This is a genomic window from Noviherbaspirillum sp. UKPF54 (assembly GCF_007874125.1).
Lineage (GTDB): Bacteria > Pseudomonadota > Gammaproteobacteria > Burkholderiales > Burkholderiaceae_D > Noviherbaspirillum.
The window spans coordinates 1099025-1124615 of sequence record NZ_CP040128.1 but is presented as its reverse complement, the minus strand read 5'-3'; the positions used below and the strand labels follow the sequence as shown (position 1 = coordinate 1124615).

Below are 25591 nucleotides of genomic sequence, written 5' to 3'. Positions count from 1 at the left end.
CGGAGCGATGCGCTAGGCGTTTTCGACAATGATGCCTTCGATGATGTTGGCCACGTCCTCGCAACGGTCAGTGACCGTCTCCAGGATTTCGTAGATCGCCTTCAGCTTGATCAGGGTGCGCACATCCGGCTCGTCGCGGAACAGCTTGGACATGGCGGCGCGCATCACGTGGTCAGCGTCCGACTCGAAGCGGTCGATCTCTTCGCACAGGGACAGGATCTGCTGGGCATTGTCCATGTTGTGCAGCAGGCCTACCGCGGCCTTGACCTTTTCCGCGCCGGCAAGGCACAACTCGGCCAGTCGCTTGGCTTCCGGAGTGACCGCCTTGATGTCGTACAGCGAGATGGTCTGCGCGGCATCTTCCAGCAGGTCGAGGATGTCGTCCATGCGCGTGATCAGCTGGTGGATGTCGTCGCGGTCGAGTGGCGTGATGAATGTCTTGTGCAACAGTTCGAGCGTGCTGTGGGTGACCTTGTCCGCTTGCTTTTCGATGCTTTCAATCGCATGCACGCGATTTTCCAGGTCGTCGAAGTTGGTCATCACGGAGACCATTTCCTTCGCCCCCTTCACGCACAGGTCGGCATGCTGAACAAAGAGTTCAAAAAATTTTCCCTCGCTGGGCATCAGTCGTCCAAACATAGTTCACTCTCTTAAAGTTAAAGCATTCATCCGTCATCGCCGCAGGCATCTAGCGAGCCGCGTCGTGGCGCCCGCTCGACCGTCCCAAGCGTCGCGGCGCGCCGCGCGCACCATTGTTATTCGCTGTCAAAGATTGCGTTGCCGCCGGTGTAGTTATCGAACTTCGTGTATTCGCCGTGGAAAGTCAGGCGCACCGCGCCGATCGGGCCGTTACGCTGCTTGCCGATGATGATTTCCGCAGTGCCCCGGTCCGGCGAATCCGGGTTGTAGACCTGGTCGCGGTAAATGAACATGATCACGTCGGCGTCCTGCTCGATGGCGCCGGATTCGCGCAAGTCCGACATTACCGGACGCTTGTTGGGACGCTGCTCCAGCGAGCGGTTCAGCTGCGACAGCGCGATGAGCGGGCAATGCAGCTCCTTCGCCAGGCCCTTGAGGCTTCGCGAAATTTCCGAGATTTCGGTGGCGCGGTTCTCGCCGCTGCCGTTGCCGGACATGAGCTGCAGGTAGTCGACGATGATCAGGCCGAGCTTGCCGCACTGGCGCGACAGGCGGCGGGCGCGGGCTCGCAATTCGACCGGGCTCAGCGCCGGCGTTTCGTCGATATACAGCTGCGCGTCGTTCATCTTCTGGATCGCATGCGTCAGGCGCGGCCAGTCCTCGTCGTTGAGCTTGCCGACACGCAAGCGGCTCTGGTCCAGTCGCCCGACCGAACCGAGCATACGCATCGCCAGCTGCGCGCCGCCCATTTCCATGGAAAACACGGCGACCGGCAATCCGGCGTCGATCGCGACGTTTTCGCCGATGTTGAGCGAGAACGCGGTTTTACCCATCGACGGCCGGCCGGCGACGATGATCAGGTCGCCCGGCTGCAGGCCGGAGGTCATCCGGTCCAGGTCGATGAAGCCGGTCGGCACGCCGGTAATGTCGTTCTGGTTGTCGCGGTTGTACAGTTCGTCGATGCGCTCGACCACCTGCGTCAGCAGCGGCTGGATTCCCATCCAGCCGGATGTGCCGCGCGCACCCTCTTCCGCGATCGCAAAGATTTTCGATTCCGCCTCATCCAGGATCTGCTTGATTTCCTTGCCCTGGGGATTGAGCGCGTTGGTCGCGATTTCGTCTGAAACCGTAATAAGTTTGCGCAGCACGCCACGGTCGCGCACGATTTCCGCGTAACGTCGAATGTTGGCGGCGGACGGCGTGTTCTGCGCCAGCGCATTCAGGTAAGCCAGCCCGCCGACCTCCTCCGCCTTGCCGCTGATGCTGAGCGCCTCAAAGACAGTGATGACGTCGGCCGGCTTGGTGGCGTTGATCAGCTTGACAATGTGCTGAAAGATGATGCGATGGTCGTAACGATAAAAGTCGTCTTCATTGATGAAGTCCGCAATCCGGTCCCATGCGCCATTATCCAGAAGCAAGCCGCCGATGACCGACTGCTCCGCTTCAATGGAATGGGGAGGAACGCGAAGCGCGTCCAGCTGGGGATCGCTTTTACGATCGTCCCTGCGATCGAAGTTGCGATCCGTGGTACGTGTATTCATGGCGCGCATTATACCTGCTCGTCCAAAGCCGTAACACGCGGCGCCCGGGAATATTCCTCTTGCCAACCTTCAATATTTTTCACATTTTCAATTCACTGCCACGCCACTAACTGCCTTGACACTTACTGACTAGGCAGCTATATTTCATTTCATTGCTTCTTCTTTTCGTCAAATCATGTCCGAGCCATACAGCTTGAAAAATTACAGTCCCTGCGAAAGCGTCGGTTTTCTGCTTAAACGTGCCGGCAATCAACTCGCATTAACAGTCGACCGGCGGCTGGCCCCCTTCGACATGACACACGCACAACTCGGTATCTTCCTGAAATTGTTGCATGGACAAGCCAGGACCGCGGCCGACCTCGCGCGTGAACTCCTGGCCGATACCGGCGCCATGACGCGCATGCTCGATCGCCTGGAAGAAAAAGGCTTCATCCAGCGTGTGCGCAGCTGCGCCGACCGACGCGTGATCGAAGTGTCGCTGACCGATAAAGGACAGCAGCTAGCCGACCAGATGACGCAGGTCGTGGTCGATACCCTGAATCACCATCTACGCGGCTTCACTGAGGCGGAAATTGACCAGTTTAAGGATTTCCTGCGCCGCATGATCGCCAACGCCTGACCTCACCGTTCCCAGCAAAACAACGACAACATGACATCTGCACACTTTCCGCTCATGCAGCGACTTTCCCGCCGTCGCCTGCAAACGCTGTCCGCTGCATCCGGAGCGCTCCTGCTCACGGCCTGCGCCGGCTTTCACCCGGTCGAACAAAACGTGAAGCAGATCGATGCCGTTTCGTTTGCGCAGCCGACCGCCATCGGACAAGCCGCCGCCGCGTGGCCGAAGGATGAATGGTGGCTCGCCTACCAGGACGCTCAACTGGATCAACTGATGCGGCATGCGCTGGCGAACAGCCCGACGCTCGCCGCCGCCCAGGCCCGCATCGCCCGCGCGCAAGCGTCGGCCGAACTCGGGCGCGCGGCGGACCGACCACAGGTCGGCGCCGGCATCGACGCCAGCTACGGCCGGCAGTCGGAAAATTACCTGGTCCCGCACCCACCGCTCGGCCCTGCCGGCAAATACATCAGCCAGGGGCAGGCCGCGGTCAATTTCGGCTTCGAGCTCGACGTCTGGGGCAAGAACGCGGCATTGATCCGTGCCGCCGACGCGCAGCTGAAAGCGGCGGTCTTCGACCGCGACGCCGCCCGGCTGGCGCTCACCACCTCGATCGCCCGCGCCTATGCCCAGCTGGCGACGCAATATGAGTTGCAGGACGTGCTCGACGCCACCCAGCAGCAACGCCGGGACATCCACAAACTGATCGACCAGCGCGTGGCCAACGGCCTCGACACGAAGGTGGAAGTCAAGCAGGCGGAAACCAACGAAGCCGCCCTGCGCATCGAGCAGGAACAACTTGCCACCGCCATCAAGGTCACGCGCCTGCAGCTCGCCGCGCTCGCCGGCGACATGCCTTCCGCTGCCGAATCCATCAAGCGCCCGGCGATGTCAGGCGCTTCCTTCACGGTGCCGGCCAACCTGCCGCTCGACCTGCTGGGCCGCCGGCCGGAGCTGGCCGCGCAGCGCGCCCGCGTCGTCGCTGCGATCGGCGACAAGGAAGCGGCCAGGGCGCAGTTTTACCCCAACATTAACCTGAATGCGCTGATCGGCTTCCAGTCCATCGGACTCGGCCAATTGTTCAATGCCGGCAGCCTGATCAACAGCGTCGGGCCGGCGGTCCGGCTGCCGATTTTCGACGGCGGCCGCCTGCAGGCGAACTATGCAGCCAAGGCCAGCGACATCGATGCCGCCATTGCGCAATATAACCAGTCGGTGCTGAACGCTGCGCAGGACGTGGCCGAGCAGCTCACGCGCGCGGCCGACCTTGCCCGCGAAGAAGCGGCGACGCGCGAAGCGCTGGCCGCCGCCGAGGAAGCCCATCGGCTCGCCACCCTGCGCTACAAGGGCGGGCTGTCGCCGTACCTGACCGTGCTGACCGTCGAAACCCAGTTGCTGGCGCAACGGCGCGCGATGGCCAGCCTTAAGGCGCGACGCGACGACTTGCAGATCGCGCTGATACGCGCGCTGGGTGGCGGATTCGCCGAGCCGGGCACGGCACAGTCTCTTGCGCAGCACTGACGCGCACAGCCAATTCAAACAGATACCAATCCAGGAGAAATCATGAGTGCAGCACCGATCGCATCGACGAACCAGGCCGCCCCTTCGGGCGCGCCCAAGCGCAAGAAAATCCTGCTGACCATCGGCGCCGTGTTCGCGGCGGCCGCCGTCGGCTCGGGACTGTATTGGGCGCTCGTATCTCGCTACATCGAAGACACCGACAATGCTTACGTTCAGGGCAATGTCGTGCAGATCACGCCGCAGATCGCAGCCACGGTCGCCAAAATCTACGCGGACGACACCAGCATGGTCAAGGCAGGACAGCCGCTCGTGGCGCTCGACACGGCCGATACCGACGTTGCACTGGCGCAGGCTGAAGCGCAGCTGGCGCAGACGGTGCGCGAAGTGCGCACGCTGTACGCCGCCCAGGCACAGGCCAGCGCCAACCTGGCCGTGCGCGAGGCGGAACTGGCAAGAGCAAAGGATGACTTGGGGCGCCGCAAGGCGCTGGCCGGTTCCGGCGCCGTGTCGTCGGAAGAAATCCGGCACGCTGAAAGCGCAGTCGCAGCCGCCCAGGCTGCGCTCGCGGCGGCGAAAGAGCAGCTCGCTTCGGGCCGCGCCCTGACCGAGGGCACCAGCGTCGCCAATCATCCGAACGTGCAGCGCGCCGCGGCCCGGGTGCAGGAAGCGCTGCTGGCGAAGTCCCGCTCCACCCTGTACGCCCCGGTCGGGGGCGAAGTCGCCAAGCGCAGCGTGCAGGTCGGACAGCGCGTGACGCCGGGCGCGCCGCTGATGGCGATCGTGCCGCTCGACCAGTTGTGGGTCGACGCCAACTTCAAGGAATCGCAGCTGCGCGAGATGCGCATCGGCCAGCCGGTGACACTGACCGCCGACATCTACGGCGGCAAGGTCAAATACGCCGGCAAGGTGGAAGGTCTCGGCGCCGGCACCGGTTCCGCGTTTGCCTTGCTGCCAGCGCAGAACGCGACCGGCAACTGGATCAAGGTAGTGCAACGCGTGCCGGTACGGATTGCGCTCGATCCGAAGCAGCTGGCCGAACACCCGCTGCGCGTCGGATTGTCCATGCACGTCGAAGTCGACCTGCACGAACGGCAAGGCGCGCCGGTCGGCGAGAGTGCCGGCCGCGCGCATGCGCTGACGGCTACCACGCCCGGCAATCCGGTCGACGCCGCCGCCAAGGCGCGCATCGATACGATCATTGCAACCAACCTGAAATAAGGACACCGGATGCAATCGGAATCGAACAACAACGCATCGCCGGCTGCGCCGCCGGCGCTGCAGCCATTGAAGGGGCCGGCGCTCTTATTGCTGACCATCGCGGCGGCATTGTCGACGTTCATGGAAATCCTCGACATCACCATCGCCAACGTCTCGATCCCGACCATTGCCGGCGCGCTCGGCGTGTCGACCAACCAGGGAACCTGGATCATCAGCGCCTACTCGGTCGCGGCCGCCATCGCTGTGCCGCTGACCGGCTGGCTGGCGCGCCGCGTTGGCGAGGTGAAGTTGTTCGTGATGTCGGTCCTGGCATTCACGCTGATGTCGGCGCTGGCAGCGTTCTCGGTCAACCTGCCGATGCTCGTCGTGTTCCGGTTGCTCCAGGGCCTGGTGTCGGGGCCGATGGTGCCGCTGTCGCAGACACTGCTGGTGCGGAACTTCCCGCCCGAAAAGCGCGGCGCGGCGATGGGACTGTGGGCGATGACGGTGATTCTTGCGCCGATCGCCGGCCCGCTGCTGGGCGGCTATATCAGCGACAACTACCACTGGTCGTGGATTTTCCTGATCAATATCCCGATCGGCCTGTTCGGCGGCATCACCATCTGGACGCTGATGCGCAAGCGCGAATCGGCCACCGTCAAAATGCCGCTCGACGTCGTCGGCCTGCTGCTGCTGGTGGTCGGCGTCGGCAGCCTGCAGCTGATGCTGGAAATCGGCAAGGACTACGACTGGTTCGCGTCGCCCTTCATTACGGCGCTCGGCGTCATCGCAGTCGTGGCGCTGACCTTCTTCATCGCCTGGGTGCTGACCTCGGACCATCCGATCGTCGAGCTGCAGCTATTCCGCGACAAGAACTTCCGCTACGGCGTGATCCTGCTGTCGGTCGGCTTCATGACCTACTTCGGCTCGGTCGTGATCTTTCCGCTCTGGCTGCAACTGGTGATGGGATACACCTCCGCGCAGGCCGGCGCGGCGATGGCGCCGATCGGCATCTTCACGCTGATACTGTCACCCATCATCGGCAAGAACATCGCGAGGCTCAACCTGCGCGCACTGGCGACCTTCGCCTTTATCGTGATGGGCGCGGTATCGCTGTGGAATACGCAGATGTCGCTCGAAGTCGGGTTCTGGGACATCGTCAATCCGCGGCTGGTGCAAGGCATCGGCATGGCCTGCTTCTTCCTGCCGGTGCAATCGCTGATGCTGTCCAATATCACGCCCGACCACATGGCGGGAGCATCCGGCCTGTCCAACTTCCTGCGCACGCTGGGCGCCGCGATGGGCACTGCGATCAGCGTGACGATGTGGGAGCACTTGGCGACCGATCACCATTCGCGGCTGGTGGAAAACGTCTCGCATTTTTCACCGGCCAGCAACGAGTACCTCGGCACCCTGCAGGCTGGCGGCCTGTCGCTCAATCAGGCGTTCGCAGTCGTGGAGCGCACCATCAACGCGCAAAGCTACATGCTGGCGACCGATGACTTCTTCCTGTATTGCTCGGTTGCGTTTTTCGCGCTGACCAGCCTGGTCTGGCTGACCAAGCCGAAGAAGGGTGTGGCCGCAGCCGTGGGACATTGACATCCAAGCGGAGCATAAAAAAAGCCGGCTCGAAAGCCGGCTTTTTTATTGGGAGCGATTTCGCTTACGCTTGCTCGCCCACCACGGAAACGGTGATTTCCGAGATCACGTCGGTGTGCAGCGCAACCGAAATCGGATGCTCGCCGGTGGTCTTCAGCGGGCCTTGCGGCATGCGGATCTGTGCCTTCTCGACCGGGAAGCCTTGCTTGGTCACGGCAGCGGCGATGTCGGCATTGGTCACGGAACCGAACAGACGGCCGTCGACGCCAGCCTTTTGCGCGATCTGAACGGTCATGCCGGTCAGTTTTTCGCCCTGGGCTTGTGCCGCTGCCAGCTTCTCGGCTGCAGCCTTTTCCAGTTCGGCGCGCTTGGCTTCGAATTCCGCCACGGCGGCCTGCGTTGCGCGGCGTGCCACGCGTTGCGGGATCAGGAAGTTACGTGCGTAGCCGTCCTTGACCTTCACCACATCGCCGAGGTTGCCGAGATTGACGACTTTTTCCAACAGAATGACTTGCATGTTTTTCTCCTATTTCTCAGTCGTCAATCAGGCGTTGTGCAGATCGGTGTACGGCAGCAGCGCGAGGTAGCGGGCGCGCTTGATCGCGGTGTCGACCTGACGCTGGTAGTGTGCCTTGGTGCCGGTCAGGCGTGCCGGCATGATCTTGCCGTTTTCCTGGACGAAGTCCTTCAGGGTGTCGACGTCCTTGTAGTCCACTTGCTCAACGCCGGCGGCGGTGAAGCGGCAGAATTTCTTGCGCTTGAACAGCGGGTTTTGCTGCTGGCGCTTTTGCTTGAGTTTGCTCTTGTCGAATTTTTTACCGAATGCCATGTTTGGCTCCTGTATCTAGTGATCTGATGTATATGCCTCGACGTCCGTGACGTGGAAGACGAAGCTTTTGCTGTTTCGGTTCTTGCGTGCCAGGAATCCGGTGAAGCGGTAGGCCACTCCCAGCTCCGCCCGATTGACTTTTCCGGAGATTTCGCCTGCGGCGACCGCAGCGATTTCCAGTTCAATCTGGCGCGGGATGCCTGCCTCGACCTGCTCCGATTGGTGCGATAACTTCGCCGACGCAATCGGAATGCCTGCCGGCGTGTATCGCAATGCATCGCGCTCGGCAATGACGGCGACCAACTGAAGCTGGTTCACGCTCCTGGCTTGCGCAATTACGATGCAGCTGCCTCGCTGCGCTGGCTCTTGGCAGCGTCTTCCTTCTGGACCGCCTTCATCATCGGCGACGGCGCAGTCTCGGCCTTCTTCATCTTCACGGTGAGGTGGCGCAGCACGGCATCGTTGAACTTGAAGCCGGTTTCGATTTCAGCCAGAGTCTCGTTGTCGCACTCGATATTCATGCAGACATAGTGTGCCTTGGCCAGCTTCTGGATCATGTAAGCCATCTGGCGACGGCCCCAGTCTTCGATGCGATGGATCTTGCCGTTGCGGGCGGTCACGATGCCCTTGTAGCGCTCGATCATTGCGGGCACTTGCTCGCTCTGATCCGGATGCACGATAAATACGATTTCATAATGACGCATGTAATCTCCTTATGGACGGATTAAACAATCGCCCACCCCGGCGTCAAGACAGGTGTGGGAAGAGGAAAGCCGACGATGATAACCCGAAAATACAGAAAGCTCAATGCTTTCAAGCGCTTACACCCCAACGGCAGCGCCGGCCGCATGGTAACGGGGAAATTAATGACGTGGGCGCTTGCATTCGCCTAGAAGCTGTATAAAAATACAGTCTGTTTTTATGAACAGCGTTTATCGACGCTCAGGTGCCGCCATGATCAAACTTACCGCCCGTCAAGAGCAAATTCTGAATCTGATCAGGGAAGCGATCGAAAATACCGGATTCCCTCCAACACGGGCTGAAATCGCGGCCGAACTGGGGTTTCGTTCGGCCAACGCGGCCGAAGAGCACTTGCAGGCACTCGCCCGCAAGGGAGCGATTGAAATCTCGCCCGGCACCTCGCGCGGCATCCGCTTGCGCGACATGAATGGCGACAGCGGACTGGGCCGTATCGGCGCCAAGCAAATGGCGCTCCCCCACCCCGCGCTGATGCAACTGAGCCTGCCGCTGGTTGGTCGTGTCGCCGCCGGCTCGCCCATCCTCGCGCAGGAACACATCGAAGCCACCTATAGCGTGGACCCGTCGCTATTTTCCTCCAAGCCCGATTACCTGCTGAAAGTGCGCGGCCTGTCGATGCGCGACATCGGCATCATGGACGGCGACTTGTTGGCGGTGAAAAAAGTGGACAGCGCAAAGAACGGCCAGATCGTAGTGGCCCGACTAGGCGACGATGTAACGGTCAAGCGCTACAAGAAATCCGGCTCGGTCATCGAACTCCTGCCCGAAAATCCGGATTTCAAGCCAATTCGCGTCGACGCCAGCCAGGAGGATTTTGCACTGGAAGGATTGGCGGTCGGCCTGCTACGGGCTTGGGGCTGAGGCCTCCCTCGACAACAAAGCAATCTCGCCGTGCAATCCAGGCCGTTTCACGCGGCGGCTTCCCTAGCGCGGCACCTTCTTCAAAATTTGCCGGGCGATGCCTCGCAATATATTGACTTCCTCGGTTTCCAGCTGAGTCCGGGAAAACAGCCGTTTCAGCCTGGGCATCAATTTCTTCGGATTGTCGGGATCGAGGAATTCGACCGCCACCAGCGCCTCCTCGAGATGCCGATACATGCCCTCGATCTGCGCTAGGCCAGCCGCCTCTCCCTGAAACCCGATCGTCGTCGCCGGTGGCGCGTCGCCGACGGCGGCCTGTCGCAACTCATATGCCAGCACCTGCGCTGCCTGCGCCAGGTTCAGCGATGAATACTCGGGGTTGGCCGGGATATTGATCAGGACATTGCACTTTTCAACGATTTCGTTCGGCAAACCATACCTCTCGTTGCCGAATACCAGCGCAGCATCCAGGCCGGCATCGACCGACAGCTGTCCAGCCAATGAGCGCGGCGTAATGACAGGCGGCGAAAATTCCCTCGGCCTGGCACTTAAGGCCGCAGCAAAATTGCAGCCGGCCAGCGCTTCGCCGATCGAACCGACGATCTTTGCGCTGGCCAGGATATCCTGCGCGCCGCTGGCGAAGGCAATCGCCTCCTCCTGCCGGTTTGCGTCCGGAAAGCGGGGATTCACCAGCACAAGGCGTGAAAACCCCATGGTTTTCATGGCGCGCGCCACCGAACCGATATTGCCCGGATGACTGGTTTCCACCAGCACGAAACGCAGGCGGTCAAAAAGAGAAGTACTGGTTTGTTGCTGGTTCATTTAAAATAGCGGCATTGCGCGGCAAGCGAACAACTGTCCGATATTGCCGCATCGCTCATTAATTCATTTGTGGTCCGAAAACCGGAACCGCAATTTTAACGGAACCTCTATGCATCCCATGCTGAATACGGCGGTGAAAGCCGCACGCCGCGCAGCCGCGGTCATCAATCGCGCCTCCTTCGACATCGACCGTGTCAAGGTCACGGAAAAAGGACACAACGATTTCGTCACTGAAGTCGACAAGGCCGCCGAACTGGCGATCATCGAGGTTCTGAAAACCGCCTACCCCGACCACGCCATCCTGGCCGAAGAATCGGGCGCCTCCGCCAACCTGCACGACGAAAACGAAAACGTCTGGATCATCGATCCAATCGACGGCACCACCAATTTCATCCATGGGTTTCCGCAGTATTGCGTATCGATCGCCCTGCAACAGCGCGGCCAGATCACGCAAGCGGTGGTCTACGACCCGACCCGCAACGACCTGTTTACTGCATCCAAGGGCGCCGGCGCCTACCTCAACGAAAAGCGCATCCGCGTCAGCCGCCGAGACAGGATGGCCGACGCGCTCATCGGCACCGGCTTCCCGTTCCGCGGCACCGACCACCTGGACGAATACATGAAGATGTTCCGCATCATGACGGAACGCTGCGCGGGCCTGCGCCGTCCGGGCGCCGCCGCGCTCGACCTGGCCTATGTGGCCGCCGGCCGGCTCGACGGCTTCTTCGAAAAAGGCCTGCAACCTTGGGACGTAGCAGCCGGTTCACTGCTGATCACGGAAGCCGGCGGCATCGTCGGCAACTTCTCGGGCGAATCCGACTACCTGTACAAGGGCGATGTCATCGCCGGCACGCCGAAGATTTTCGCCCAGATGATCGCACAGCTGTCGCCCTTCGCGAAGTAAGGCACTGCAGTTCCACGGCGGGACGAGAGTCCCGCCTTCCTCCCTGGCTTTATCCCCGCGCTGCTCCGGCCGCGTCACGCACAGCGCGGTTTTCTGCCGCGCCCCATCGTCTTTGATCGCATCCGCCATTAAAATGGCGGATTGCATAGACTCCCGCATGGCGCATGCCCGCCGGACAGAAAGATAGGAATGGATTTGAAGCCCGCCGCACGCCTCGACAAAGACGCCCCCTCATTACCGCTGGAAGACACGCTGTCCAAGCATACTCCGATGATGCAGCAGTACCTTCGCATCAAGGCGGACCATCCGGACACCCTCGTGTTCTACCGGATGGGCGACTTTTACGAGCTGTTCTTCGACGACGCTGAAAAGGCGGCGCGCCTGATCGGAATTACGCTGACGCAGCGCGGCTCCTCCAACGGCACACCAATCAGGATGGCGGGCGTGCCATTCCACTCGGTCGACCAGTATCTGGCCAAGCTGATCAAGCTCGGCGAATCGGTCGCGATCTGCGAGCAGATCGGCGACCCGGCGACAAGCAAGGGCCCGGTGGAGCGCAAGGTGGTGCGCGTCGTCACGCCCGGTACGCTGACCGACTCCGACCTGCTGCCGGAGAAATCCGAGCGCCCGCTGCTGGCGTTGTGCACGCTTGCGCAGCGCAAGAGCGTCACGGTCGGCCTTGCCTGGCTGTCGATGGCCAGCGGCGCGCTGCGGCTGATGGAGTTCGCCGGTGACGCAAAATCGTTCGATGCACGCCTGAAGCAGGAGCTGGAGCGCATCGCACCGGCAGAAATCCTGCTCACCGACGACGCCGAGCTGATGACGCTGCAGGCGCCCGGCAAGTTCACCTCTTCCCCGCAATGGCATTTCGACCCCGAGCACGGCAAGAAGGCTTTGCTGGGACAATTGGGAGTGGCCTCGCTGACCGGCTTCGGCGCCGACGGATTGAGCGCAGCCCTTGGCGCCGCGGGAGCCTTGCTGCGCTACGCCCAATCGACCCAGGGTAAAGGCCTGCAGCATGTACGCATGCTGGCGGTCGAATCGGAAAACGAATTCATCGGTTTGGACGCCGCGACCAGGCGTAACCTGGAACTGACCGAAACCATCCGTGGCCAGGAAGGATCGCCATCGTCCCCCACGCTGTTCTCGCAGCTGGATCACTGCCGCACCGCGATGGGCTCGCGCCTGCTGCGCCACTGGCTGCACCATGCGCGGCGCGACCAGACAATCGCCCAGGCGCGCCACTCGGCGCTGAATGCCCTGATGCGTGCCGACGCTTCGACCGGACTGTCCGCGGCGCTGGCCGCCATTCCCGACATCGAGCGCATCACCACGCGCATCGCCTTGTTCTCGGCACGCCCGCGCGATTTGGCGGGATTGCGCGGCGGCTTACAGCAATTGCCTGCGCTGCGCGACTACGTTGCCCTGTGCGACCAGGACGCCGAGGCGCCGTTGTTGAAGGCCATCCGGGAAGCGCTGGCAACGCCGGACAAGTGCCTGGACCTGCTCGAACGCGGCATCACGGCGGAGCCGTCCGCCATGGTGCGCGACGGCGGCGTCATCGCGCGCGGCTTCGACGCCGAACTGGACGAGCTGCGCGCGCTGTCGGAAAACGCCGGCCAGTTCCTGGTCGATCTGGAGGCCCGGGAACGCGCGCGAACCGGCATCGGCAACCTGCGCGTCGAATACAACAAGGTGCACGGTTTCTACATCGAAGTCACGCACGGCCAGACCGACAAGGTGCCGGATGATTACCGGCGCCGCCAGACGTTGAAGAATGCGGAACGATACATCACCCCGGAGCTGAAAGCCTTCGAGGACAAGGCGCTGTCGGCCCAGGAACGCGCTCTGGCGCGCGAAAAATACCTGTACGACCAGCTGCTCGTCGAACTGGCGCCGCACATCGGCACGCTGCAGCGCATCGCGCAGGCCATCGCGCAGCTCGATACGCTGGCATCGCTGGCGGAGCACGCGATGCGCCACAACTGGTGCGCGCCGCAGCTGGTGCCGGAACCGGCCATCCGCATCGAGCAAGGCCGCCATCCGGTCGTCGAAACCCAGATCGAACGCTTCATCGCCAACGATTGCGAGCTCGATTCCGAACGCAAGCTGCTGCTGATTACCGGCCCCAACATGGGTGGTAAGTCGACCTTCATGCGGCAGGTGGCGCTGATCACCCTGCTCGCCTATGTCGGCAGCTTCGTACCGGCGACGAGCGCGACGATCGGCCCGATCGACCGCATCTTCACCCGCATCGGCGCGGCCGACGACTTGGCAGGCGGGCGCTCCACCTTCATGGTCGAGATGACGGAATCGGCCGCCATTCTCAACGGCGCCACAGAACAATCGCTGGTGCTGATGGACGAGGTCGGACGCGGCACTTCGACCTTCGACGGCCTTGCGCTGGCATGGGCGATCGCGCGCCACCTGATCGAAACGACCAGGAGCTTCACGCTGTTCGCCACGCATTACTTCGAGCTCACCCAGCTGCCGGAAACCCACCCCAGCGCAGCCAACGTGCACCTGTCGGCCGTCGAGCACAAGGACAGCATCGTCTTCCTGCACGCCGTGCAAGCAGGGCCGGCATCGCAAAGTTACGGCCTGCAGGTCGCGCAACTGGCCGGCGTGCCGCAGCCGGTGATCCGTGCCGCGCGCAAGCACCTGGCCGCGCTGGAAGCGCAATCGGTGCAGGCGACGCCGCAGTTCGACCTATTCGCCGGTGCGCCGGATGACGAGCAGGCGGATGCCGACGCGCCCGCGCATGGCGGCGCAGCGTCGGCGCTCGCCGATGCCTTGGCCGGCATCGACCCGGACGCCCTGTCGCCGCGCGAAGCGCTGGATGAGCTGTATCGGCTGAAAAACCTGGCCGCCTCACAATAATGAAAAAACAGCTTCTGAAGTATGTCGCGCTATGCGGCTTCGCCCTGCTCCTGCCGCCGGCGGAAGCGAACGCGAAAGAATTCAGCTTCGGCGTCATCGTCCCGTCGCGCAACGCAGCGATGACGGAGCCGGCATTGCGCGAGGCGATTGATCAGGCCGATGCCGACAATCTCGCCTTCGTCGTCGCCAACGGCATCAAGGCCGCGGGCGAACCATGCAGCGACCGACTCTACAACGACAGGAAGGCATTGCTGCAAACCGCGAAAAAAAATCTGATCGTGTCGCTGGCGGCGAACGATTGGGCCAAGTGCGCAGGAGAGAATGGGAAGTCGTCGGCGATCGGCAGGCTCAATCGTGTGCGCGAGCTGTTCTTCACAGAGGAATTTTCCTTCGATGGTGCCGGTATCCCGCTCGTGCGGCAATCCGCGACCGCGAAATTCCGAAGCTATGTGGAAAATGCGCGCTGGGAAATGGGCAATATCATGTTTGCGACCCTGAACCTGCCGGGCAATAACAACCACTACGTCTTCGATGCCGGGCGTAACAGCGAGTTCGAAGACAGACTGATTGCCAATCGTGACTGGCTGCACCGCGTTTATATCTATGCGATGCGCAAAAAACTCGCGGGGATTGTCCTGTTTTGCGATGGCAATCCGCTGCCCCTACCGGCAAACAGTGAGGACAACTCGGCCAGGCGCGACGGCTTTGTGGAAACGCGGCGCTATATCACGAACCTCGCCGCAAAATTTCCCGGCAAGATCCTGGTGATCCACAATGCCGAAGATGGCCATGCCAATGCTCCACCCGCCATTGTCTGGCGCCGCAACTTGGGCGAACTGGCGCTCGGCCCCGGTTCGCTCAAGCTGACAGCAGACTCCTCCTCGCGCGCGTTGTTCACCGTCGCCAACGAAACGGCGCAAGCCGCCAACCATCGCCCTTAGCCGTCCCGCAGCGGCCTTCGCGTGTAGTAATCGCTCAAGCCATGTAATACCTGCATGGCTTGGCGACGAGTGACGTTTTACTGCAGCGGAAGACTGCGGAACTGATCGCCCTCTTCATCATCGCCGAGATCGTCTCCATGATGATGGCCATGTGCGCCATGCACATGCTGATGCGCCACTTCCTCCTCACTGGCATTGCGCACGTCTGCCACATTCAGGGTGAAGCGCAGCGCCATTCCCGCGAGCGGATGATTTCCATCCAACACGACCTTGTCGTCCGCAATATCGGTGACGGTAAAGATCAGCGATTCGTCGCCTGCCTCCTCGCTGTCGGGCGTGCCTTCGAACTGCATGCCGATTTCCACCGGTTCCGGCAAACGGTTGCGCGGCTCGATCTTGATCAGGTTCGGATCGTACTCGCCGAAGGCATCTTCCGGCTCGACCTGAATCGTGGTCTCGTAGCCGACGTCCTGACCGTCGAGCGCCTCTTCGATCTTGGGCAAGGTATTCTCGTATCCGCCATGCAGATACACCATGGGATCACGGCTTTCCTCAATCAGATTGCCTTGCGCATCCGACAATTTGTAGTGCACCGTCACCACGGTATTTTTGGCAATCTTCATCGATTTTCCTTTCAGTTAACAGTGCCGCGATTATACTCGGCTGCCTCGCCATCTTCGCCTACCGTGCAATAGCTGTGCCTATATAATGCGCCCATGAAAAAACTCACTCTGCTCGGCGGACTCTCGCCACGCCAGTTCCTGAAGGATTACTGGCACAAGAAACCGCTGCTGATCCGGCAAGCGGTCCCGAATTTCAAGCCTGTGCTGTCGCGTGGCCAGTTGTTCGACTTGGCGCAACGCGATGACGTGGAATCGCGCTTGATCCGCCACTTCGACAAGCAATGGCAGATGCAGCACGGCCCCCAGACCGAGCTGCCGCCCCTCGACAAGAATGGCTGGACACTGTTGGTTCAGGGCGTCAATCTGCATGACGCCAAGGCGGACGCACTGATGCAGCACTTCCGCTTCATTCCCGATTCCCGCTTAGACGACTTGATGATCAGTTACGCGACCGACACCGGCGGCGTCGGGCCGCATTTCGATTCCTACGATGTTTTCCTGCTGCAGGCGCATGGCCGGCGGCGCTGGCGCATCGGTCCGCAGAAAGACCTCTCGCTCATTGAAGGCATGCCGCTGAAAATCCTGAAAAATTTTCAGCCGGAGCAGGAATTCGTGCTGGAACCGGGCGACATGCTCTATCTCCCGCCCCTTTATGCGCATGACGGCATTGCCGTTGGCGAATGCATGACATACTCGATCGGCTTTCGCACCCCTTCTTACCAGGAACTTGGCGAGGGTTTTCTGCAATTCATGACGGAATCGATCGAGCTGCCGGGAAGATATGCCGACCCCGACCTGGAGGCGACCAGCCATCCCGCCGAAATCAGCCGCGCCATGTTGTCGCGCGTCGCGGCTGAATTGGAAAAAATCCGTTTCAGGGAAGAAGACATCGCCATCTTCCTGGGTGAATATCTATCGGAGCCGAAGCCGACCGTCTTTTTCATTCCGCCGGCACGTCCGATGAAGATGGAGCGCTTCACCCAGACCGCTGCCAAGCGCGGCATCGTGCTTTCGCGGAAAACCAGAATGCTGTACCGGGGCAAGCACTTGTTCATCAATGGCGAATCATTCATGGTCGGCCGCGCCGACAAAGCTGCGTTGATCGCATTGGCGAATGACCGTCGCCTTCCGGGAGCGGATATTCCGCAAGTTTCTCCGGATGTGCTGGAAGCCCTGTTTACCTGGTATCGGGACGGCTGGCTTGAGCTCGCATGAAATGGCGCGATCTTGTTGCAAGCTTACAAATTACTTACCGAAAAGAAAAACCATTGTGTCTTGTTGCAAAAAAACACGATATAATTGCGAGTTAGGAAGTTTTCTCGTTTCGCATTGCAGCAATCCTGCATGCACGAACTGGAGAAAACGCCTATCGAGCGATAATTACCGGTAATTATTCATCGCATAATTTTTTGATAATAAATCTTGAAGGAAAAATCATGAAAAAGACTCTGCTGATCGCTTCCCTGCTGGCTGTTGCTCTCGCTGCTTGCGGCAAGAAAGAAGAAGCTGCTGCTCCGGCTGCTGCTCCGGCTGAAGCTGCTGCACCGGCTGCCGCTCCGGCCGCTGCTGCTCCGGCTGCTTCCGCTGAAGCTCCGGCTGCTGCTGCTCCGGCTGCTTCCGCTGAAGCTCCGGCTGCTGCTGCTCCGGCTGCTTCCGCTGAAGCTCCGGCTGCTGCTAACGCTGCTGCATCCAAGTAATCCAGGATTGCTTGCACAAGAAGCCGGCCGCAAGGCCGGCTTTTTTATTTGTGTCGCGAGGAATTCTTCCTTGCCAAGACGCGCATTCAAGCGCCAGCCTGCAGCCAGCTGAACCCCTCTTCCTGGCAGGCGATCAAAATCTCGATCTTCCCGGTTCCCGCAACGCCGGACAAGGCGGCACGCGCCAGTTCAGGCATATTGTTCTGCTTGCTCAAATGCGCGCCAACGACGGTCTGCAAGCGCGACTTGTCCAGCATGTGGAGGATTTGTGCCGTCGTATCGTTCGATAAGTGGCCATAGCTGCCACCGATACGCTGACGCAAGGAAGGCGGATAGGTGGAGTTCGCCAGCATCTCGCGGTCGTGGTTGCACTCCAGCACCAGCGCATCGCACCCACCCAGCACCTCGATCAGATGCGGAGTCGATTGTCCCGCATCGGTCAATACGCCGAGCTTCGCGCTCCCATCGCTGGCGACATACTGCACCGGCTCGCGCGCATCATGCGGAACCGTATATGGCATCAGCTCCAGATCGCCGATAGCAAACCGTTCGCCGTCACGGCAAAAATCGAAGATGACGCCGTCGCATTGCTTTTGCACAGCCCGATGGGTGCCATAGCTGAGCCAGACGGGGATGCGATGGCGGCGCGCGAACTTGAATACGCCGCCGACATGATCCTGATGTTCATGGGTAACCACGATGCCGGACAAATCGGCCGGGCTGACGCCAAGCCGTTGCAGGCGCCGTTCGGTCTCCCGGATGGGAAAACCGCAGTCCAGCATGATTGTGGTGCGCGTCGTACCCGACGCGGCGGAAATCAGCAGCGAGTTACCCTCGCTGCCGCTTCCGAGACTGGCAAACTTCAATACCGTGTTTTGTTACTTCAGTTGCTCATTCAAGAGGGACAGGATCTTGTCTGCGGTGGACGACGTGTCCGGTTTGCCCTCATTATTCAGGACCGCAACCTGGCTGACCGTACCACTGCCCTTGACGGAAACGCGATAGCGCTGCGCCTTGGACTTGTCATCCGGGCTGGACGAGAACAATTTTGCAAAGAAACCCTTGTCGGACTTGGCATCCTGCGCCGGATCGACGTAGCGCACAAAGTACAGTCCCTGAGTGCGATCGCGGTCTTCCACGGTAAATCCGACACGGTCCAGCGCCAAGCCGACACGGCGCCATGCGCGATCGAAGCCCTCGTCAACCTGGACGTATCCGCCATTACCCTCTTTGACCAGCTTGGCCCGCAATGGTTGCTCCGGCGCCTTCTCCACGCTCATCTTGGCACGCGTGGTATCGGTGCCGAGGCGCGCCATCAGGCGCGACAGGAATTCCGCTTCCAGCTCCGGATCCGACGGGCGCGGCGTCCACATCGTGCTGTCTTTCTGCTGACCGACAAGCACTTCCTGCATGCCGCGATGGCTGATATAGATTTCAGTGCCGCCATCGGCAGTGCGCTCCAGGCGGGTACGGAACTTGTCGCGCTCGCCGGTGGAGTACAGCGAATCGAGCGCCTTGCCGAGGGTTTCGCGAAGTATGCCCTGGGGGATCTTGGCGCGATTTTCAGCCCAGTCGGTTTCCATCACACCGGCTTCCGGCTTTTCCACGTTGACCAGAAAACCAGAGTCCTGCCAGAAGTCCTTAATCTGCGGCCATACCGCTTCCGGCGGCTGCTTGACCACGAGCCAGCGCTGATTACCGGCGCGCTCGATATGCATGTCCTGCGCATTGTTTGGCGCGACCGTCGCAGCCGCGGTGGTGGCTGCCGGACGCGTCGCCTGCTGCTGTTGCGAATAGGTGGAAGCAGTCGCGGTGCCGCGATTTGCCTCCGGGATGGCATAGCGGTTCTCGCGCTGAAGTTGCGTCAAATCGGGAGGCACTTCCAGCGACGGAGCCTTACCAGCGCTCTTGTAATCGACCTTGCCTGGCTCCAGCACCGAGTCGAATGAGCCGCAACCGGCCAAGCCGGCGAACGCCAGCGCATAGATAAGCCCGCGTTGAGCCAGGCGAGTGTTCTTGCAAATAGTCATGTCGATGCTGAATGAGGTAAGGCTATGTCTTGCCGAGTAGTTTCCGTGCGGCGCTTATTGTAATACACCGGATTCGCGCAGCGCGGCGCGCACCGTCTCGTGCATGGTGGCGTTGAGCGGCACCAGCGGCAAGCGTATACCCGACGGGATCAAGCCCATTTCAGCCAGCGCCCACTTGACCGGCACCGGGTTCGGCTCGACAAACAGCTTGTTATGCAGCGGCAGCAGCTTGTTGTTGAGAGCGATCGCTTCTTCGATCTTGCCCGCCATGGCGGCGGCGCAGAGCTGGTGCATTTCGCGCGGCGCGACGTTGGCGGTCACCGAGATATTGCCCTTTGCGCCGCAGAACATGAGCGCCATCGCCGTCGGATCGTCGCCGGAGTACACGGCAAACGATTTCGAAGCAAGGCGAAGCAATTCGGTCCCGCGCGCGATATTGCCGGTCGCATCCTTGACGCCGACGATGCCGGGGATTTGCGCCAGGCGCAGGATCGTGTCATTGGACATGTCGGCGACGGTGCGGCCCGGCACGTTGTACAGGATCACCGGCAGGTCGACCGCTTCGGCGATCTTGCGGAAATGCTGGTACATGCCTTCCTGTGTCGGCCGATTGTAGTAAGGCACGACCTGCAGCGATGCATCCGCACCGACGTTCTTCGCATGGCGCGTCAGTTCGATGGCTTCGGCGGTCGAATTGCCGCCGGTGCCCGCAATGATCGGAATACGCTTGGCGGTGTGTTCGACCGCGACCTTGATCAGTTCGCAGTGCTCTTCGACCGACACCGTCGGCGATTCGCCGGTGGTGCCGACGATGACGATGGCATCCGTGCCTTCGGCGATGTGCCAGTCGATTAGTTTGCGCAGGCCCGGCAGGTCGAGGCTGCCGTCCGGGTGCATGGGAGTGACGATTGCAACTATGCTGCCCTGGATCATGATGATGTTATTGCGTAAAGAGGGAAAGAGATGATTGTAGCGGATCGACTGCTCCCGTGGGGCAATCCCGCCCGATTTCAGGTCAGGCGCAGGGAATGTTCCGGGGTGGCGCCGCTACCCTTTACTGCGCAGATGCGTTGCACCATCGCCGGCCTGGGATCGAGTATGTAGCCATCCTCGAAGGCCAGCACGTGCGGCTTGATGGTGCCGACGCATACCAGATCGAGCAACTCACCCTTCTGCAGCAAAAAGCGCGGACTGGATGGCTTGCCAAACCGCTCATTCCCCATGGCGAACGTTTCGTAGATCAGAACACCGCCGGGAGCCAGGCTGTCCAGGATATGCGGGAAGAGCGGACGATGCAGGTAGTTGGTGACGACGATGCCGGCAAAGCGACCGGCGCCGAACGGCCAGCCGGAACGCGGCGCATCCACCTCGAGGTCGGCGCGCAGGGTGGCGATACCGGGACCGGCCGTTTGGGCCAATGCGTCGGCATCGCGATCGACCGCCGTCACCGGATGTCCGAGCGATGCGAGCAAGCGGGCATGGCGCCCCGCTCCGCATGCCAGGTCCAGCACTTCGCCGGTCGGAATCAACGGGGCGAAGCGAATCACCCATGGCGACGCCCGCCCGATTGCGGAATGGTCCATTACCGCCTAGCTGTAGCTCAGGCCCATCGCCTCGCGCACGTCGCGCATGGTTTCCTGCGCCAGCTTGCGCGCCTTGTCGCAGCCGTCGGCGACAATCGCGCGCACCAGCGACGGATCGTCGATGTATTTTTGCGCACGCTCGCGCATCGGCTCCTGCTCCTTGAGGACCGCGTCGATCACCGGTTGCTTGCATTCGAGGCAGCCGATGCCGGCCGACCTGCAGCCCTTCAAGACCCAATCCTTGGTGTCGTTGTCGGAATACACCTGGTGCAACTGCCAGACCGGGCACTTCTCCGGCTCGCCCGGGTCGGTGCGGCGCACCCGCGCCGGGTCGGTCGGCATGGTGCGCACCTTCTTGACGACGGAATCCTTGTCTTCGCGCAGCGCGATCGCATTGCCGTAGCTCTTCGACATTTTCTGGCCGTCGAGTCCGGGCAGCCTGGATGCCTCGGTCAGACGCGCTTGCGGTTCGACCAGGATCAGCTTGCGGCTGCCTTCGAGATAGCCGAACAGGCGCTCGCGGTCGATCATCGACAGGTTCTGCGCCTCGTCGAGCATGGCCTTGGCCTGCTCCAGCGCGTCCTCCTTGCCCTGCTCCTGATATTCGGTGCGCAGCTCGTTGTAGATCTTGGCGCGCTTGCTGCCGAGCTTCTTGACCGCTTCCTTGGCTTTCTCTTCGAAGCCTTTTTCCTTGCCGTACAGGTGATTAAAGCGGCGCGCGATTTCGCGCATCATCTCGATGTGCGGAATCTGGTCTTCGCCCACCGGCACCAGGCTGGCGCGGTAGATCAGCACATCGGCCGCCTGCAGCAGCGGATAGCCGAGAAAGCCGTACGTGGCGAGATCGCGGTCGGCCAGCTTTTCCTGCTGGTCCTTGTAGGTCGGCACGCGCTCGAGCCAGCCAAGCGGCGTGGCCATCGACAGCAGCAGGTGCAGTTCGGCGTGCTCCGGCACTTTGGATTGGATGAACAGCGTGGCCTGGGACGGATCGACGCCGGCGGCCAGCCAGTCGATCACCATGTCCCAGGTATTGCTTTCGATCGCGCTGGGGTCGTCGTAATGGGTCGTCAGCGCATGCCAATCGGCGACGAAAAAAAGGCAAGGCAATTCGGATTGCATCTTGATCCAGTTTTTGAGGGCACCGTGATAATGGCCAAGGTGCAGCGCTCCAGTCGGACGCATGCCGGAAACAACGCGATCGGGATACATGATTGGTCAGGTCAAAAGAATTTTGAGGGGGGAAACGAGAAGCGAAAGCAGCAGTTCGGCCACCGCTCTCACCGGAACCATCCACAGGGACAGGATATTGAAATACACCAGCGCCAGCACAATGAAAAAACCGTAGGGTTCGATCTGCGCAAACTTGTAAGCGTACTTGTGCGGCAATACGCTGGTCAGCACCCGGCCGCCGTCAAGCGGCGGCAGCGGAAACAGGTTAAATGCCAGCAGGATCAGATTAATGTAGACGCCGGCCCTTGCCATCTCGGTGAAGAAAGCCTCGTCGACATGCATGGCCTGCAGCAGTATGAAGAAGATCAGCCACATCAGCGCCATGACGAAATTCGCGGCCGGCCCGGCCAACGCCACCCATGCCATGTCGCGCTTCGGTTTACGCAGCTTGCCGAAATCGATCGGAACCGGCTTGGCATAGCCCAGCAGCACCGGGCTGCCGACGAAAAACAGCACGGCGGGAATGATGATCGTGCCGACAAGATCGATATGCTTGACCGGATTGAGGCTCATGCGTCCCTGCAGGTAGGCGGTCGCATCTCCGAAGTATTTGGCGGCGTAGGCGTGCGCGGCTTCATGCAGCGTGATTGCGAACAGCACCGGCAGTGCAAACACTGCAATCTTTTGAATAAGTTGATCCATGAGGCGGATTTTATCAGAGGGACCGGCCACTCCAGCCCGTGCGGGCGGAAGATGGCCGGCGGGGTGTCAAAGCCCGAACAGGGCAGCGTCGCCGCGCCCCTGGCGCAGCAGCTCGGGCTCGTCGCCGGTCAAGTCGATGACGGTCGTCGGCTCCAGGCTGCACGCGCCGCCGTCGATCGTCAATTCGATCTGGCGCCCGATCCGGTCGTTCACCTCTTCCGGGTCGGTCAGCGGCTCACTTTCATCGGGCAGGATCAGCGTCGTGCCCAGCAATGGCTGCCCCAGCTCTTCCAGCAACGCGCACGCGATCTGGTTTTCCGGCACGCGCAGGCCGATGGTCTTGCGCGACGGGTGGCTCAGGCGGCGCGGCACTTCCTTGGTCGCTTCCAGGATAAAGGTGTACGGCCCGGGCGTGGCGGCCTTGAGCAGGCGATACTGGCTATTGTCGACTTTCGCGTACTGGGCGATTTCGGAAAGATCGCGGCACAGCAAAGTGAGATGGTGCTTTTCATCGACGCCGCGGATGCGCCGCAAGCGTTCCACCGCGCCCTTGTCGTCCAGGTGGCAGACCAGCGCGAAGCAGGAATCGGTCGGCAGCGCGACGATGCCGCCGGCGTGGATGATTTGCGCCGCCTGGCGGACCAGCCGCAGTTGTGGATTATCCGGATGAATATGAAAAATTTGGCTCATAAAAACAGAACGGCGGTAGTCCTACCGCCGTTGTAAAAAAGCTCGGTTATAAAAGTTCGGCGGCTCAACGCGCACCGCGCAGCGCGGCGATGCGCTCTTCGATAGGCGGATGGCTGGCGAACAAGGCACCCAGGCCGCCTCCGCCGCCATTGATGCCGAACGCCTTGAATGCTTGCGGCATGTGTTCCGGCGGCTCCAGCCCGCCCAGGCGCGCCAGCGCCTTGACCATCGGCTGCGGGCTTCCCAGCAGCTTCGCGGAACCGGCATCGGCGCGGAATTCGCGATAGCGCGAGAACCACGCGACGATCATCGAGGCCAGAATGCCGAACACGATTTCGCATACGAACACGGTCACCGCGTATCCGATGCCCGGCCCGCGATCGTTATCGCGGGACAACTGCCGGTCGATCACGTAACCGACCACGCGCGCCAGGAACACGACGAAGGTGTTCACCACGCCCTGGATCAGGGTCAGGGTCACCATGTCGCCATTCGCTACGTGCGCGATCTCGTGGCCGAGCACCGCCTCGACCTCGTCCTTGGTCATACCTTGAAGCAAACCGGTCGACACCGCGACCAGTGCGGAATTCTTGAAGGCGCCGGTGGCGAACGCATTCGGCTCGCCCTCATAGACGGCGACTTCCGGCATCGCGATGCCGGCGCTGTCGGCCAGCTTTTTCACGGTATCGACCAGCCACAATTCGGTCGACGACGATGGGGCATCGATCACCCGCGCGCCGGTCGACCATTTGGCCATCTGCTTGCTCATCAGCAGGGACACGATCGCGCCAGTGAAACCGACGACCAGCGAATACACCATCAGCGTGCCGAGCTGCAAACCATTGGCGGACAGATAGCGATTTACGCCAAGCAGCGACAACACCACCGACATCACCAGCATCACGGCAAGGTTGGTGGCAAGGAAAAGGATGATTCGTTTCATTCAACAGCTCCCTAACTTGAAAGCATTTTCTAAATATGGTTGTACGAGGGGAAATTCAAGAGCCGGCATCATGCCACAGCCCGCAATTTCTGAGGCAACGCAAGCGGCGCGATATTTTTACATGCGCCAGTCGTGCCACACAGGAACGAGCGATGCGGGCAGCGGCGGCAAGGTACCGAGGTCCGACTGCGACTCGCCGGCGGCATGGAAATCCGAGCCGCGCGAGGCAAGGAATCCGTAACGGCGTGCGACTTCGGCAAAGCGCACGAATTCTTCCGGCGTGTGGCTGCCGGTCACCACTTCGATGCCTGCGCCGCCGAGTTGCTTGAACTCGTTCAGGAACGCATCCAGCTCAAGATCGCTGAAATTGTAGCGTCCAGGATGTGCGACTACGGCAATGCCGCCGGCGCCGCGAATCCAGCCGACCGCATCCTTCAGCCGCGCCCAGCGGTGCGGCACGTAACCGGGCTTTCCCTCGATAAGGTAATTGCGGAACACGTCGGCGGTGTCACGGCAGACGCCGCGCTCGACGAGATAGCGGGCGAAATGCGTGCGCGAAATCAGGTCGGGATTGCCGACATAGGTCAATGCGCCCTCGAAGGCGCCGGGGATGCCGATGGCGGCCAGTTGCGCGGCCATTTCATGGGCTCGGCGCTCGCGCCCGGAGCGCGTGCCGGCCAGCCCGCGCACCAGGTTTTCATCGGTTTCGTCGAACCGCAGCCCGACAATGTGCACAGTCTTGCTTGCCCAGGTAACCGAAATCTCGACACCGGTCACGTGGCGCATGCCCAGCGCATGCGCCGCATCGCGCGCCTGAGCAATGCCGCCGACCTCGTCATGGTCGGTCAATGCCCACACATCCACGCCATTGGCCTTGGCGCGCGCGGCCACCTCGGAAGGCGCCAGGGCGCCGTCGGAAACGGTGGAATGACAGTGCAGGTCGACGTTGAGCATGGAAAAAACGCAGTGGTCCAATCCGGTTATTGTACGCCTGCTGCGCTCGGTCCTGCAGAGCGCAGCAGGCGGCGGCGCTCCTGCCTGCCGCAA

At 61.3% G+C, this 25591-nt stretch carries 27 protein-coding genes; 10 read left to right on the top strand and 17 right to left on the bottom strand.

Annotated features, from left to right (window positions below; all coding sequences use genetic code 11):
- Positions 1-12: 12 nt before the first annotated feature.
- Positions 13-639 (bottom strand): DUF47 domain-containing protein, encoded by a 627-nt coding sequence (locus tag FAY22_RS05290; protein WP_146329249.1) that lies wholly within the window; start codon positions 637-639, stop codon positions 13-15.
- A 116-nt stretch (positions 640-755) separates the two neighbouring features.
- Complete coding sequence (locus FAY22_RS05285; protein ID WP_210411896.1) at positions 756-2180, bottom strand: replicative DNA helicase; 1425 nt, start codon at positions 2178-2180, stop codon at positions 756-758.
- 292 nt (positions 2181-2472) lie between these two features.
- Between FAY22_RS05285 and FAY22_RS05280 the strand changes: the two genes are divergently transcribed.
- The 4 genes from FAY22_RS05280 to FAY22_RS05265 are packed head-to-tail and all read left to right on the top strand — an operon-like array spanning position 2473 to position 7110.
- Positions 2473-2799 carry a MarR family winged helix-turn-helix transcriptional regulator gene (locus FAY22_RS05280; protein ID WP_168204777.1) on the top strand — a complete coding sequence of 109 codons (327 nt, stop codon included), beginning with the start codon at positions 2473-2475 and terminating at the stop codon, positions 2797-2799.
- Between the two features lie 30 nt (positions 2800-2829).
- The gene (locus tag FAY22_RS05275; protein ID WP_146329246.1) at positions 2830-4314 is read left to right on the top strand and encodes an efflux transporter outer membrane subunit; all 1485 of its coding nucleotides are present in this window, start codon (positions 2830-2832) and stop codon (positions 4312-4314) included.
- 42 nt (positions 4315-4356) lie between these two features.
- Positions 4357-5532, top strand: coding sequence for an efflux RND transporter periplasmic adaptor subunit (locus FAY22_RS05270; protein WP_146329245.1), 1176 nt, complete (start codon positions 4357-4359; stop codon positions 5530-5532).
- A 9-nt stretch (positions 5533-5541) separates the two neighbouring features.
- The gene (locus FAY22_RS05265; RefSeq protein WP_146329244.1) at positions 5542-7110 is read left to right on the top strand and encodes a DHA2 family efflux MFS transporter permease subunit; all 1569 of its coding nucleotides are present in this window, start codon (positions 5542-5544) and stop codon (positions 7108-7110) included.
- Positions 7111-7174: 64 nt separating this feature from the next.
- Here the strand turns inward: FAY22_RS05265 and rplI are convergent, their stop codons facing one another.
- Genes rplI through rpsF form a run of 4 tightly spaced genes read right to left on the bottom strand, consistent with a single transcriptional unit; the run spans position 7175 to position 8643 of the window.
- Positions 7175-7627 carry a 50S ribosomal protein L9 gene (gene rplI / locus FAY22_RS05260; RefSeq protein WP_146329243.1) on the bottom strand — a complete coding sequence of 151 codons (453 nt, stop codon included), beginning with the start codon at positions 7625-7627 and terminating at the stop codon, positions 7175-7177.
- Positions 7628-7654: 27 nt separating this feature from the next.
- Positions 7655-7939, bottom strand: coding sequence for a 30S ribosomal protein S18 (gene rpsR, locus FAY22_RS05255; RefSeq protein ID WP_007882558.1), 285 nt, complete (start codon positions 7937-7939; stop codon positions 7655-7657).
- 15 nt (positions 7940-7954) lie between these two features.
- Positions 7955-8257 (bottom strand): primosomal replication protein N, encoded by a 303-nt coding sequence (gene priB, locus FAY22_RS05250; protein WP_146329242.1) that lies wholly within the window; start codon positions 8255-8257, stop codon positions 7955-7957.
- A gap of 17 nt (positions 8258-8274) precedes the next feature.
- Positions 8275-8643, bottom strand: a complete 369-nt coding sequence (gene rpsF / locus FAY22_RS05245; protein ID WP_146329241.1) for a 30S ribosomal protein S6 — start codon at positions 8641-8643, stop codon at positions 8275-8277.
- A gap of 250 nt (positions 8644-8893) precedes the next feature.
- Here rpsF and lexA point away from each other — a divergent pair, with 250 nt between their 5' ends.
- Positions 8894-9559 (top strand): transcriptional repressor LexA, encoded by a 666-nt coding sequence (gene lexA, locus FAY22_RS05240; protein ID WP_146329240.1) that lies wholly within the window; start codon positions 8894-8896, stop codon positions 9557-9559.
- 63 nt (positions 9560-9622) lie between these two features.
- On the opposite strand, the gene FAY22_RS05235 is transcribed toward lexA, so the two are convergent.
- A complete protein-coding gene (locus FAY22_RS05235) occupies positions 9623-10381 on the bottom strand; it encodes an RNA methyltransferase (RefSeq protein WP_146329239.1) in 759 nt (252 codons plus the stop codon).
- Between the two features lie 109 nt (positions 10382-10490).
- Here FAY22_RS05235 and FAY22_RS05230 point away from each other — a divergent pair, with 109 nt between their 5' ends.
- From FAY22_RS05230 to FAY22_RS05220, 3 genes are all read left to right on the top strand, one after another.
- A complete protein-coding gene (locus FAY22_RS05230; RefSeq protein ID WP_146329238.1) occupies positions 10491-11285 on the top strand; it encodes an inositol monophosphatase family protein in 795 nt (264 codons plus the stop codon).
- 270 nt (positions 11286-11555) lie between these two features.
- Positions 11556-14165 (top strand): DNA mismatch repair protein MutS, encoded by a 2610-nt coding sequence (mutS, locus tag FAY22_RS05225; protein WP_210411943.1) that lies wholly within the window; start codon positions 11556-11558, stop codon positions 14163-14165.
- Positions 14166-14284: 119 nt separating this feature from the next.
- On the top strand, positions 14285-15106 hold the full coding sequence (locus FAY22_RS05220; RefSeq protein WP_246860662.1) for a hypothetical protein: 822 nt from the start codon (positions 14285-14287) through the stop codon (positions 15104-15106).
- Positions 15107-15183: 77 nt separating this feature from the next.
- On the opposite strand, the gene FAY22_RS05215 is transcribed toward FAY22_RS05220, so the two are convergent.
- Positions 15184-15729 carry a peptidylprolyl isomerase gene (locus tag FAY22_RS05215; protein ID WP_146329236.1) on the bottom strand — a complete coding sequence of 182 codons (546 nt, stop codon included), beginning with the start codon at positions 15727-15729 and terminating at the stop codon, positions 15184-15186.
- A gap of 93 nt (positions 15730-15822) precedes the next feature.
- Between FAY22_RS05215 and FAY22_RS05210 the strand changes: the two genes are divergently transcribed.
- Positions 15823-16944 carry a cupin domain-containing protein gene (locus tag FAY22_RS05210; RefSeq protein WP_146329235.1) on the top strand — a complete coding sequence of 374 codons (1122 nt, stop codon included), beginning with the start codon at positions 15823-15825 and terminating at the stop codon, positions 16942-16944.
- 221 nt (positions 16945-17165) lie between these two features.
- A complete protein-coding gene (locus FAY22_RS05205; RefSeq protein ID WP_146333246.1) occupies positions 17166-17426 on the top strand; it encodes a hypothetical protein in 261 nt (86 codons plus the stop codon).
- 86 nt (positions 17427-17512) lie between these two features.
- Here FAY22_RS05205 and FAY22_RS05200 read toward each other — a convergent pair whose 3' ends face one another.
- The 9 genes from FAY22_RS05200 to FAY22_RS05160 all read right to left on the bottom strand — a co-directional run bounded on the left by FAY22_RS05200 (position 17513) and on the right by FAY22_RS05160 (position 25498).
- Positions 17513-18292 carry an MBL fold metallo-hydrolase gene (locus FAY22_RS05200; protein ID WP_146329234.1) on the bottom strand — a complete coding sequence of 260 codons (780 nt, stop codon included), beginning with the start codon at positions 18290-18292 and terminating at the stop codon, positions 17513-17515.
- Positions 18293-18304: 12 nt separating this feature from the next.
- On the bottom strand, positions 18305-19456 hold the full coding sequence (bamC, locus tag FAY22_RS05195; RefSeq protein ID WP_146329233.1) for an outer membrane protein assembly factor BamC: 1152 nt from the start codon (positions 19454-19456) through the stop codon (positions 18305-18307).
- 54 nt (positions 19457-19510) lie between these two features.
- Complete coding sequence (dapA, locus tag FAY22_RS05190) at positions 19511-20389, bottom strand: 4-hydroxy-tetrahydrodipicolinate synthase (RefSeq protein WP_146329232.1); 879 nt, start codon at positions 20387-20389, stop codon at positions 19511-19513.
- 77 nt (positions 20390-20466) lie between these two features.
- Positions 20467-21039 (bottom strand): bifunctional 2-polyprenyl-6-hydroxyphenol methylase/3-demethylubiquinol 3-O-methyltransferase UbiG, encoded by a 573-nt coding sequence (locus FAY22_RS05185; protein ID WP_146329231.1) that lies wholly within the window; start codon positions 21037-21039, stop codon positions 20467-20469.
- Between the two features lie 6 nt (positions 21040-21045).
- On the bottom strand, positions 21046-22248 hold the full coding sequence (locus FAY22_RS05180; protein WP_146329230.1) for a tryptophan--tRNA ligase: 1203 nt from the start codon (positions 22246-22248) through the stop codon (positions 21046-21048).
- Between the two features lie 6 nt (positions 22249-22254).
- Positions 22255-22911 carry a site-2 protease family protein gene (locus tag FAY22_RS05175; protein WP_146329229.1) on the bottom strand — a complete coding sequence of 219 codons (657 nt, stop codon included), beginning with the start codon at positions 22909-22911 and terminating at the stop codon, positions 22255-22257.
- Between the two features lie 66 nt (positions 22912-22977).
- On the bottom strand, positions 22978-23601 hold the full coding sequence (locus tag FAY22_RS05170; RefSeq protein ID WP_146329228.1) for an L-threonylcarbamoyladenylate synthase: 624 nt from the start codon (positions 23599-23601) through the stop codon (positions 22978-22980).
- A 64-nt stretch (positions 23602-23665) separates the two neighbouring features.
- Positions 23666-24544 carry a protease HtpX gene (gene htpX / locus FAY22_RS05165; protein ID WP_146329227.1) on the bottom strand — a complete coding sequence of 293 codons (879 nt, stop codon included), beginning with the start codon at positions 24542-24544 and terminating at the stop codon, positions 23666-23668.
- A 117-nt stretch (positions 24545-24661) separates the two neighbouring features.
- Positions 24662-25498 (bottom strand): 3',5'-nucleoside bisphosphate phosphatase, encoded by an 837-nt coding sequence (locus FAY22_RS05160; protein WP_146329226.1) that lies wholly within the window; start codon positions 25496-25498, stop codon positions 24662-24664.
- Positions 25499-25591 lie beyond the last annotated feature (93 nt).